The 10,806-nt window shown below is 60.2% G+C and carries 10 protein-coding genes and 1 pseudogene; 6 read left to right on the forward strand and 5 right to left on the reverse strand.

Annotated elements, in window-relative coordinates; genetic code table 11:
* The 3 genes from CWO91_RS39410 to CWO91_RS39420 all read left to right on the forward strand — a co-directional run.
* Window positions 1-404, forward strand: a 404-nt coding sequence (locus CWO91_RS39410) for an SDR family oxidoreductase (RefSeq protein WP_130220752.1), incomplete at its 5' end; no start/stop codon positions are given.
* A gap of 674 nt (window positions 405-1,078) precedes the next feature.
* Complete coding sequence (locus CWO91_RS39415; RefSeq protein WP_130220753.1) at window positions 1,079-1,372, forward strand: GYD domain-containing protein; 294 nt, start codon at window positions 1,079-1,081, stop codon at window positions 1,370-1,372.
* A 231-nt stretch (window positions 1,373-1,603) separates the two neighbouring features.
* Entirely contained in the window at window positions 1,604-2,194 is a 591-nt protein-coding gene (locus CWO91_RS39420) for a GNAT family N-acetyltransferase (protein WP_433995607.1), read from the forward strand.
* 826 nt (window positions 2,195-3,020) lie between these two features.
* Here CWO91_RS39420 and CWO91_RS39425 read toward each other — a convergent pair.
* From CWO91_RS39425 to CWO91_RS39445, 5 genes are all read right to left on the reverse strand, one after another.
* Window positions 3,021-3,677 (reverse strand): SGNH/GDSL hydrolase family protein, encoded by a 657-nt coding sequence (locus CWO91_RS39425; protein WP_130220754.1) that lies wholly within the window; start codon window positions 3,675-3,677, stop codon window positions 3,021-3,023.
* Between the two features lie 11 nt (window positions 3,678-3,688).
* A complete protein-coding gene (locus CWO91_RS39430; protein WP_130220755.1) occupies window positions 3,689-4,633 on the reverse strand; it encodes an ABC transporter permease in 945 nt (314 codons plus the stop codon).
* A gap of 3 nt (window positions 4,634-4,636) precedes the next feature.
* Entirely contained in the window at window positions 4,637-5,578 is a 942-nt protein-coding gene (locus CWO91_RS39435) for an ABC transporter permease (protein WP_130220756.1), read from the reverse strand.
* A 13-nt stretch (window positions 5,579-5,591) separates the two neighbouring features.
* Window positions 5,592-7,088 (reverse strand): sugar ABC transporter ATP-binding protein, encoded by a 1,497-nt coding sequence (locus CWO91_RS39440; RefSeq protein WP_130220759.1) that lies wholly within the window; start codon window positions 7,086-7,088, stop codon window positions 5,592-5,594.
* An 85-nt stretch (window positions 7,089-7,173) separates the two neighbouring features.
* Window positions 7,174-8,250 carry a substrate-binding domain-containing protein gene (locus tag CWO91_RS39445; protein ID WP_130220757.1) on the reverse strand — a complete coding sequence of 359 codons (1,077 nt, stop codon included), beginning with the start codon at window positions 8,248-8,250 and terminating at the stop codon, window positions 7,174-7,176.
* Between the two features lie 342 nt (window positions 8,251-8,592).
* On the opposite strand from CWO91_RS39445, the gene CWO91_RS39450 reads away from it, so the two are divergent.
* The 3 genes and pseudogenes from CWO91_RS39450 to CWO91_RS45170 form a co-directional block, all read left to right on the forward strand.
* Entirely contained in the window at window positions 8,593-9,252 is a 660-nt protein-coding gene (locus CWO91_RS39450; protein WP_130220760.1) for an SGNH/GDSL hydrolase family protein, read from the forward strand.
* A gap of 53 nt (window positions 9,253-9,305) precedes the next feature.
* Complete coding sequence (locus CWO91_RS39455; protein ID WP_130220761.1) at window positions 9,306-10,391, forward strand: ROK family transcriptional regulator; 1,086 nt, start codon at window positions 9,306-9,308, stop codon at window positions 10,389-10,391.
* Window positions 10,392-10,587: 196 nt separating this feature from the next.
* Window positions 10,588-10,800, forward strand: a pseudogene (locus tag CWO91_RS45170) (L,D-transpeptidase); the annotation flags it as partial.
* Window positions 10,801-10,806 lie beyond the last annotated feature (6 nt).

The following is a 10,806-nucleotide window of genomic DNA, read 5'->3' on the forward strand; positions in this document are numbered from 1 at the left end:
GGGGCCAAGCCACCTACGCTGCGGCCAAGTGCGCGGTAGTTGGATTGATGCGCATTCTTGCAATTGAAGGCGCTGAGCATGGGATTCTCGTGAACACCATTTCGCCAGCCGGGTACACGAGGATGCACCCGGCGGCGGTTGCGGATCCTGCTTGGCTGAAGCAGAGCGAAGCCACAATGCCGGTTGAGGCTGTTGCGCCAGCGATCGTCTGGCTGGCAAGCGATAGTTATTCGGAGACGAACAGGATCTACAACGTGGAAGCCGGAGTAATCCAGCGTATCGCTATCGTCATGGGACCTGGCTTCTACGATCCACATCTGACACCCGAAAGCATCGCCGAGAACTACGTAAAGGTCGAATCGATCGAGGGCTTCTTCGAGCCGGGGCCGTTCGAGCCCGGGTAATCGAACTGCTCGTCGAAGCCCGGCAGACCTGCCGACGATCAGATCGGTCAAATTCGAGTTTGTCATAACCTCAAGACCGCGAAAGTGCCCGGGCTTGAAATATCACCAACGGTGTCGGCCCGCGCCGACGAGATCATCGAGTGACGATCCTGCCCATACCGGAGTTGGCAGCCGCGTTCGACAGTCTAATGAGTCCGGAGTCCGGAAGTGGCCGATACTGTTGAAAAAGTCGAAAATAGTACCAGCGCAAAAATCTTGCTGAAATCAGTTCAGGGCGAACTCCGAAAGAAAAGCCTTCACGGCAAAGCTAGGAAGACCGCAGAGCGATCCAGTGTAGATTGACGTGGTCCCCCGTGTCTAACGGCGTCGACCGCACCGGTAGCACCTTAGAAAATAGGCGTGCGCGCCACATGGGACTTTTTCAACGGAATCGACCCTTAACGACGGTTTGCGCGACGCCTGAATATTTCCGAAGTTGAGGGTAGTCCGCACTTTGGCTGCTAACGGCGCTAAACCGGACGCCACGCGGATAGCCCAATTCGGTCGAGAATGACCCCTAGCCGCTTCGAGCCGCCCTGAGGGGATCTTGGTGGTTGGGCGGGGTCAGGCAGTGTGGCATAATCCACGACGTGGACCCGTTAAGTCCATTGCTTCTTTGTCAAAGGAGAATCGCCATGTCCACGTACATGCTTCTCTGCAATTTCACCGAGCAAGGTGTTCGGACCATCAAGGACATGCCGCAGCGTCGAGCGGCCGCCAGGGAGTTGGGCAAAAAGTTTGGCGTTGACATCAAGGCCGGCTATCTCGCGATGGGAACATATGACCTCATCATCCACGCCGAGGCCACCGACGATGAGGCCATGGCCAAGTTTCTCTTGTCGCTGGCCGCCATCGGGAACGTACGAACGACTTCGGTCAAGGTGTTCCCGGAAGCGGACGTTGACAAGATCATCGCGGGACTCGCGTAAGCTAACGCAAATCAAAACGAAGGTCAGTTGTTGGCACATAACGTCGGCCAGCGCAGCGACATGTCTGAAGTTGACGGTAGACCGGAAACAACAAGCCGACCTTCAAAACAACGCTAATGACCCGGAATGGACATGGGTCGCAGCCGCGAAGGCTCGTTGGTACAGCCGTTCTGCTCTGTTTGGAAACAGGCATCTGATAAATTTGGCCGACGCCATCGACTGGGAGACGGCATGATGACAGCTGCGTCGGAAGTCAAATCTGCGGGCGCGAACATTCAGGCAAGCACGATCAGCACCATTGTGCTCGGCTTTGCAGCCGATCCAATGGCCCGTTGGGTTTGGCCCGACTCATCCGAATATCTCAGGATTATGCCTGAGTTCGTTAACGCATTTGGCGGACGGGCATTCGAGCATGGCACGGCTTACATCACGGAAGGGGCTCGCGCGGCCGCCCTGTGGCTGCCGCCCGGCGTCGAGCCTGATGAAGCGGCCATGGGCGCAATCATGGCGCAGTCCCTGCGTCCGGAGATCGCCGACGATATTCCACACCTGCTCCAGGGAATGGCCGAACATCATCCCCACGAGCCACATTGGTATCTGCCCCTCATTGCCGCCGATCCGAACTGGATCGGCCAAGGCCTCGGCACATTGCTGATGAAACACGCTCTTCGACGATGTGACGAGGAGGGCATCGCCGCCTACCTTGAAAGTTCGAATCCGCGAAACATTTCCCTTTATGAGCGCCACGGCTTCAGGATCATCGGTGAGATACAACACGGTTCTTCGCCGACGATGACGCCAATGTTGCGGACGGTTTCTTGAGCGGAATGGCGGCCGGTTCTCCTTCCAACAGGAGGTATATATCGGCATAACCTTCGCTTCAAACTGACTACGTCCGCAGGTGGCCCTTCTGAGATATGCGGCACCGGCCGAACGTCCGTTTCGCGCCAAGAGCTGCCATCCTTGAACCGAGGGTTGGGCCCACCAAGCTCCGACCTTTCTGCACGCTGCAATGCGCCACAATACTCACTTGGCGAGAGCAGGATGGAAGTCTGACCGCGATCAGGTTAATTGGAGGTCACAACTTTGGAGACTGCCCGGCCAACAAAGGAAGTGGAGAACTGCCCCACCAAAAGCTACGCCAAACTGCGCGATAGCAGCCGGCCGCCCTACTCCCACTCAATCATTTACGAAGATGTTTCCGCGTTGATTTGCAAGCACAAATCTTCCAAAGCTGACGGTCAAATCCCGACGGTATACCCGCTCAACTTTTTCGGTCTTGAATTCACAGGAAATTTTACGTGGCTCGGAAGAGTAGCACCTTCAGCAAGTATCGGAATCAATTGACGCAGTAGACGTATACTGGGTCGGAACAGCCTGCCCATGGTCTCTCGCGACTTCCGTCCGATACCGTCAAGTGAAGAGAAGAATGGGCGGCCGGCGGATGCGTCTTGGTCCGACTGCTCACCAACAGGTTGAGTTCATTGCAGATTACCTGTCCCGCGGCCATGGCGGTGGACAGCCCGCGCCGTAGAAAGGCGCGAGCCTGTTCATCACCTAAACTAAACGGCGCTCCATGCGAGGCGACGGCGACATAGCCCCTCGATCTATCGAACATAGAATTCGCCGCCAGATTGTCATTTCCTGATCAGTTGGCGAAGAGAGTGGTAACCTTTCTCGCAAGAGCCCGTCCAAGATCGGTATTATTCTTGGCAGTGAAATGAATGCCGTCGACGCCTGCCGTCGCGATCGCGCTGCCGGCATCGAAGAATTCGACCTTCATGAAACTGGCAAGCGCCTTGTACTGCGCCGCGAGCTCAACGGTCTTCTCGCGTCCACCTTCGAACATGCCCTGGAACCAGGGATCCGGTAGATCGGCGAGCGGCGGCGGCGCCACGACCAGGACCTTCGGTGCCGGATAGATCGTGCCTACACCGCCGGCCGAGGTCAGAACCTGACCGACCAGCTTCGACATGCCCACCGCGATCTCATAGGGCGTGCGATGGTAGTAGCTCTTGGTGTCGTTGGTCCCCAACATCAAAATGACGAGGTCGAGCGGGATGTGGCTCGCAAGCGCCGCGGGAAGATAGGCCGAGCCGTTCAGGCGCGGATCGACGGGATCGTCGATCGACGTCGTGCGCGCGCTGAGGCCTTCCTCGATGATCTCGTAGCCGTCGCCCAGCGCTGCGGCCATCGCGCCGGTCCAGCGCTCATGAAGAGGAAAACGAGTCGTCGGAGATCCTTCCGGAACGGCAATCCATCCCCAGGTCAGAGAATCGCCAAAGCACAGGATACGTCTCGTCATCGTGACCTCACTCAGTTGGATTTGGATCGTAGACCGTAGAAGATTGCAGCAAGCAGGATGATCAGGCCCTGCACGATGAGCTTGCCCGGCTCCTGCACGCCCATCGTCGTCATGACGACGAACAGAAGCGCAAAGCAGAGAACGCCGACGAGCGGGCCCCATACCTCCGCGGGCCTTCCGAAGACGACGCCGCCGAGGATCGTCGCAGCGATCGAGTTCATTACGAGCTCAGGCCCGAACCGCACGCTGCCGACAGCGATCGACGACGTCTGCACCAGCGCTGCCACCGCGGACATCAGCCCGGAGATCACGTGCGCGATGACGACGGTCCGCTCGACCGGCACGCCGGAGAAATGCCCCGACGTCGGATTGCTGCCGATCGACCACACGAAACGTCCGAACACCGATGCGCCAAGAAACGCGCTCATGATGCCGGCGAGTGCGATCCAGAACATGACCGGCGCCGGTATCGTCCAGAACCGCAGATTGTAGAGCGCGCGGAATTCCGCAGGAACGTCGCCGGGCGGCTTGCCGTTGGCGAGGTACTCGACGAGACCGATCAGCACGATGTTGATCGCGAGCGTCACGATGACGGCCGACGCCCGCCGCTTGCCGACCAGAAGACCGTTGATCAGACCGACCGCCAGTCCGACACCGAGGCAGAGCAGGACGACCGGCAGCAGCGGCCAGCTATAGAGCAGCCCGGACGAGATCAGATAGTTGACGAGCAGGATGATGCCGCCGGCCGACAGATCGATCGAGCGCGACGAGATCACCAGCAACTGGCCGAGCACGACGATACCGAGCGGCACGACCTGGCGGGCAAACGTTCCCAGGATCGCAGGATTCATCATGTTTGGCCGCAGCACCCACAGGGTGATGATCAGCACGACGAATACGATGCAGGACGGGGGGATCCGAAGCGCGGCGCGGAACAGGCTCGAACGGGAGGTCATGATCTACAGGCCGATGTTCTTGCGCGGCTGGAGCGCGATAACGAGAAGCAGGATCGCGCCTTTCACGACGGTCTGGATGAACGCCGACACGTTGAGGAGATTCATGCCGTTCGCGATCAATGCGAGCAGTCCGCAGCCGATCAGCGTGCCGTGAAGGCTTCCAATGCCGCCGGCGAGCTGCGTGCCGCCGAGCGCAACGGCGGTGATCGAGTCCACCGCATATTGCGTGCCGATATTGGGATCGCCCGAGGCGATCCGACCCGCAAGGAAGATGCCGGCCGCTGCCGCGAAACAGGAGCTGAGCACGTAGGCCGCCAAAACGTTGCGCTGCTCGGCGATACCGAACGTGCCGGCCGTCTCGCCGCCGCCGATCGCGAATAGGTGCAAGCCGAAGCGCGAGGCATGCACGATCTTCCAACCGGTCAGAACAGCCGCAATGGTCCAAACCACCGGCATGTAGATGCCGAAGAGCTGGCCACTGACGAGAGCAACGACCTCGGATGCGACCGTGCCGCCCGCCGACGGCCGCACGAACATGACCGCGCCTTGCGCGATTCCCATGATCGAGAGAGTCGCGATGATCGGATGCACCCGGAACTGCGTCACCGCGACGCCGTTGAGAAGCCCAACGAGTGCCGCCGTCAACATGGCCACCGGCACCGTCACATAGACGGGCGCGTTCAAAGACAGGATTCCGGTCGTGAGGCTGACGACGGAGCCAACGGACAGATCGAGCCCCTTCACCAGGATCACGATCATCTGGCCGATGCTGACCAAGATCAGCGGCGCTGCCTGCGCAAAGAGGTTGAGGACGTTCTGCCGGCTGGCGAAATCGGCCGTCGACGCCGCCAGGCCTGCGCAACAACCGATCGCGACCAGCAGGGGGATCGTCCAGAGACCGTGGCGCGAATTGGCGCGGAAGAAGATCTGACCGACTTTCGACATCTCTCCCGATCCTTCAGCGATGCAGCGCGGCTTCAAGGATGGCGTGCTCGGTGGCCTGCTCGGCCGGCATTTCGGCGACGACATGCTTGTCATGGATAACGTAGAGCCGGTCGCAGAGGCCGATCAGCTCCAGTGTCTCGCGCGAGAGCACGACGACCGATCCGCCGGCATTGGCATAAGCCCGCAGCAGCTTGTAGATTTCCGCCTTGGCGCCGACGTCGACACCGCGCGTCGGCTCCTCGATCAGCAGAATGTCGGCGCCGAGCGCCAGATAGCGTCCGAGCAGCACCTTCTGCTGGTTTCCGCCGGAGAGCGTGCCGACCGGCGTGTAAGGTGTTGCCGCCTTGATCGAGAGGCTTTTGATCGAGTTCGCGATGACATGGCGATGGCTGCCCGCGGGCGCCAGCTCGAAATGCTGACTGTGTAAGCCGATGGTCAGATTGTGCGCGAGCGACAGATCGAGGAAGAGGCCCTCGAGCTTCCTGTCCTCCGGCACGAAGCCCACGCCGAGCGCCTGCAACATGCGGATGCCGTGGTCTTCCGGCAGCGGCAGCGCGAGCTCGCGGCTACCGATGCGCACCCTGCCCTCGTGCGCCGCGTACTGCCCGACGAGCGACCGCACCAGCTCGCGCTGTCCCTGCCCTTCGAGCCCGGCCAGCGCGACGATCTCGCCACGCCGAAGCAGAATTGAGCAGGGCGCCGAGTCCGACGTCAGGCGAAGCCCTTCGATCGACAGAACGACGTCGCCCTCTGTCCGGGCGGGCTTCGGCGGAAACAGCTCGGCAAGCTCGCGCCCGACCATCATCGCGATCAATCGCTTCGGCGTCATTGCGGCAACGGGCACGGTGTCGACGTTCCGCCCGTCCTTGAGCACGGTGATGGTGTCGCAGATCTTGAAGATCTCCTCCATCCGGTGCGAGATGTAGACGACGGCTTTGTCGTGCTGCTTCAGGGAGAGGATTTGCGCATTGAGAATCTCGACGTCGGCGGCGTTGAGCGCGGCCGATGGCTCGTCTAGGATGATGACGTCCGCGTTGGCCGAGATGCCGCGGGCGATCTCGACGAACTGGCGCTCCGCAATGGATAGGTTGCCGACCAGCGTCGCTGGATCGAGGTTCAGGCCGAGGCCACGCAGCGTGTCGCGCGCATTCCGCTCCATGCGGGCGACGTCGACGGATCCGAATGCCGTGAGCGGCTCCTTGCCGAGATACATGTTCTCGGCAATCGAGAGATTGGCGAGCAGCGAGTGCTCCTGGAAGACGGTCGAGATCCCGGCATCGAGCGCTTCGCGCGGTGACGCGAAATGGACGGTTCGGCCAGCCTTCCGGATCATGCCATCATCCGGCTGAACAACACCGGCAAGGATTTTCATCAGCGTCGACTTGCCGGCGCCGTTCTCGCCCATGAGGGCGTGAACGGTGCGGGGAAGCAGTTGAAAGTCGACATTCTCAAGCGCGGCAATGCCACCAAACGACTTCGAGATCGAAGTCATCTGGACCAGTGGCTCAATCGTCATCGTCTCGATCCGACGTAGTCAAAGTGCAGAAAGACGCAGCGCCGGCGGCGGCGCGGCTATGCCGCCGCCGCTGCCGCGGTCAGTGCTTGCCGTAATATTTCTGGAGATCCTGCTCGGTCAGGCTGGACGGAAACCAGGCATTGGCGCTGAGATCCTTGCGATAGTATTTCTTGGCCTTTTCGATATCCCAACCTTCGGGCTCGTAGATGTAGCGCTTGTGGAGCTGCTTGCCTTCGAGAAGCGCAACAGCCGCGCGCACGCCGGCGGCGCCTTGCTCGGGGCCGTATTCCGGCGAGATCGAGGGGAAGCCGAGCTCGATCCAGCGGGCGAAGAAGCCGTTATTGCCTTCGCCGGTGATCGGCGGAATCTTCGCACCATATTGCTGGAAGACGTCGACACAGGCGCGGGTCATGTCGGCGCCCGACGACCAGATGCCATCGACCTTCGGATTGTTCAGATAAAAAGTTTCGCAAACCTGCTTGCCGACGTCGTATTGCCACTTGCCGGCATCTTCGGCGACGATCTTGATGTCAGTGCCCTTGAGCGCTTCCAGCAGGCCCTTGTAGCGATTGATGTCCTCGGGATGCGCCGGAAGGCCGCGCAGCACCCAGATGTTTCCCTTGCCGTGGAGCTGCTTCACGAGGAAGTCACCCATCACCTTGCCGAAGTGGACGCCGCCGCCCTGGATATCGACGGTGTATTTGTCGGTCTCGGTCAAACCGGTGTGGACGATGACGGGAATACCCGCGGCAACCGCCTTTTCAATGCCGGCGTCGGCGGAGGTCGGCGTCAACGGCGTCACGACGATCGCGTCGACCTTCTGCGCAATGAGATCCTCGATGTCGGCGACCTGCTTGGCCTGGCTGATGTTGGCGTCGAGCAGGATGAACTGGCCGATTCTTTTGTCGAGCTTCGCGGCGGCTTCCGTGTCGTGCGCCATCTCGACGGTCCAGGTGTTGGCGTTCACGCCGAAATGGCTCATGCCGATCTTCCACGGACCGTTCTTCTTGAACCGGTCCGGCGCCGTCATCCGCTCATCGCCAGGGCGCGGCGTCACACCCTGCATGAGATTGACCTCCTCAGCCTGGACCGCGCCAACCCCGAGCCAAATCGTCGCCATCAAACCGAAGCCGAGTGCCTTCATTCCCTGGTGCATCAAATCCTCCTCTTTCATTGCACGTGACGTGCTGAGCTCTTTTGCTTCGGAGAGAAAAGGACGCAGGTCGCCGCGCGCCCGCCGCGGGACACGCGACGTACGTGGGGTGATGCAGTTCAAAAGGTGAGCAGCTCTTCTTCGCGAAGAGCTTGTGCCAACGGCGTCCCTATCTCCCAACGCTGGCACGCTGCGAGCAGCAGACCAGCGAGAGCTACTTGGACATAGCCAAAGCAAGCTGTCAATAATTATTCATCTTGAATGATCAATTAGGCCTTGCGACTGCCCGTGGGCACGACCAAAGATACGGAAGCCTAAAAAGCATGAGGATTCAGAGCGATGCCGATGCGCTCCGTTCTATGTTTCGGAGACTCCAATACGCATGGTCAGATTCCTGGTCGTGGCCCTCTCGAGCGCTACGACCGGCATACGCGCTGGCCGGGCGTGCTTCAGTCCGAGCTCGGACCGTCCTGGTATGTTATCGAGGAAGGCCTGAGCGGACGAACGACGGTGCACGACGATCCGATCGAGGGCGCGCACAAGAACGGTCGCACCTACCTGCGACCCTGCGCGCAGAGTCACACCGTGCTCGATCTCGTGATCATCATGCTCGGGACCAACGACCTCAAGATCCGCTTCAACAAGCCGGCCTCGGAAGTGGCGATGGGCATCGGCTGCCTGATCTACGATCTGCGCGAACTGGCGCCGGGCCCCGGCGGCAGCGTGCCCGAAATCATGATCGTTGCCCCTCCTCCCATTCTCGACGACGTCAAGGAATGGAAATCGATCTTCGCCGGCGCACCGGAGAAATCACGGCAACTGGCGCTCGAATTCGAAATCATGGCGGATTCGCTCGGCGTACACTTTTTCAACGCGGGCTCAGTGTGCAGTTGCGACGCGGCCGACGGATTTCATCTGAATGCGGAAGCCCATCGCGCACTCGGCGCTGCACTCGCGCAGGAAATCGAGGCAATCGGCTGGCCAGCTCAAGAGCGCAAAAGCTGACAACGATCACGCGCGACGGTCTGCCGATATGAGGAGCACTTCCCTTGCCTGATATGCGATTTGCGCCCCCGAACCCGCTGCGGATCGCGGATCGCGCCAGTGGCCTCAACGCGCCCACGGTGCGAAGCTATAATGAGCGCTTGGTACTATCGTTGCTGCTGCAGAGTTCCGGCATCTCCCGCCTCGAGATCGGCGAGAAGACGGGGCTCTCGGCGCAGACCGTGTCCGTCATCGTGCGTTCGCTCGAACAGGAAGGTCTGGTCTCCAAAGGCGAAGCCCAGCGCGGACGCGTCGGGCCGCCGACCATTCCGCTCTCGCTCAATCCGGAAGGCGCTTTCTCGGTTGGGGTAAGCTTCGGTGAAGAGGCCTCGAATGTCGCACTGATCGATTTTGCCGGGAAAGTTCGGTATCACGCGGCACACCCCTATTCATCCCTGCAGGAGTCGTCCGCAACGATCGCGGCAAAGGTCGAAGAAGGATTGTTGACGCTTCCACGGGACAGCCGGACCCGGGTTGCTGGCATCGGACTGGCGGTGCCTGACGATGCCAGCACGAGCGGCCAAATCAGGAAGCTGCTGGGACGCGATCTGGCGGACGTACAAGCCAATATCGAAAGGAAGCTTGGCCTGTCGGTCTACATTCAGAACGAGATCACCGCAGCCGCCGGAGGCGAGAGCCTGTTCGGCATGGCACGCTCGCTGTCCGATTTTCTGTTCTTCTATCTCGGCTCACGCCTGCACAGCCGCCTGATCCTGAATTATCAAATCCACAGCGGCAGGTCCGACCTTAGCCACGATGTTGGACTACTGGCCCTGCTCCAGGGACTGAAAACGCATGGCCTCACTCTGTCCGACGTCGAATCAACGAACTTCCCCGACGCGGCCGGCGAGCTCTATGCACGGTGGCAGGAGGCATGCTGTCGGCAGATCTCGGAATCGGTGCGCTCGCTGCTGAGCTTTGTGAATTTCAAGTCGGTTGTTCTTTCCAGTTACGCGCCGCCTGTGCTCGCACACCACCTATGCGAGAGTCTTCACAAGGAATTGCCAGATATCGAGTTTCTCCTCGGCGCCAATTCGACTGCACCAAAGGCTATAGGCGCGGCCAGTTTGCCTTACCACTCTCGCTTCATGGTTCAGTAGAACTTCTAAAAGAGGGCTAGATCGCACCGGAGCCACCAAAACTTGCGGGTGTTCGAAGCTAGAGCTTGGAAGCCATGCCCTTCTGTACGATCGAGCGCGCTGCGATACTCCGTTAGCGAAATGCGGTGGAATACCGACTTCAACCGGGATAAAGCTCACCACTTCAGTCGGCGTTCGAAAGGAAGCGAACTACTCATGGCCGGATTGGCGTCCGCCTGCAGAGATGCTTGTGCGTCAGCCTTATCTGCCGCGGTTTATGGCAGGCGGTCCCGGCAACCCGCTCGGCGCTCGGGCGATGTATCTGGGCGAGACCGAATATAGAATTCACGGCACCAACAAGCCCGATACGATCGGGAAGCGGGTCTCGTCCGGCTGTATCCGGCTGACCAATGAGGACGTCGTGGACCTTTTATGA

Source organism: Bradyrhizobium genosp. SA-3, from assembly GCF_004212635.1.
Lineage (GTDB): Bacteria > Pseudomonadota > Alphaproteobacteria > Rhizobiales > Xanthobacteraceae > Bradyrhizobium.

Excerpts from the sequence above, each read along its gene's own strand:
- CWO91_RS39415 (WP_130220753.1), top strand. The coding sequence starts at position 1,079 with ATGTCCACGTACATGCTTCTCTGCAATTTCACCGAGCAAGGTGTTCGG.
- CWO91_RS39420 (WP_433995607.1), top strand. The coding sequence starts at position 1,604 with ATGATGACAGCTGCGTCGGAAGTCAAATCTGCGGGCGCGAACATTCAG.
- CWO91_RS39425 (WP_130220754.1), bottom strand. The coding sequence starts at position 3,677 with ATGACGAGACGTATCCTGTGCTTTGGCGATTCTCTGACCTGGGGATGG.
- CWO91_RS39430 (WP_130220755.1), bottom strand. The coding sequence starts at position 4,633 with ATGACCTCCCGTTCGAGCCTGTTCCGCGCCGCGCTTCGGATCCCCCCG.
- CWO91_RS39435 (WP_130220756.1), bottom strand. The coding sequence starts at position 5,578 with ATGTCGAAAGTCGGTCAGATCTTCTTCCGCGCCAATTCGCGCCACGGT.
- CWO91_RS39445 (WP_130220757.1), bottom strand. The coding sequence starts at position 8,250 with ATGCACCAGGGAATGAAGGCACTCGGCTTCGGTTTGATGGCGACGATT.
- CWO91_RS39450 (WP_130220760.1), top strand. The coding sequence starts at position 8,593 with ATGCGCTCCGTTCTATGTTTCGGAGACTCCAATACGCATGGTCAGATT.
- CWO91_RS39455 (WP_130220761.1), top strand. The coding sequence starts at position 9,306 with ATGCGATTTGCGCCCCCGAACCCGCTGCGGATCGCGGATCGCGCCAGT.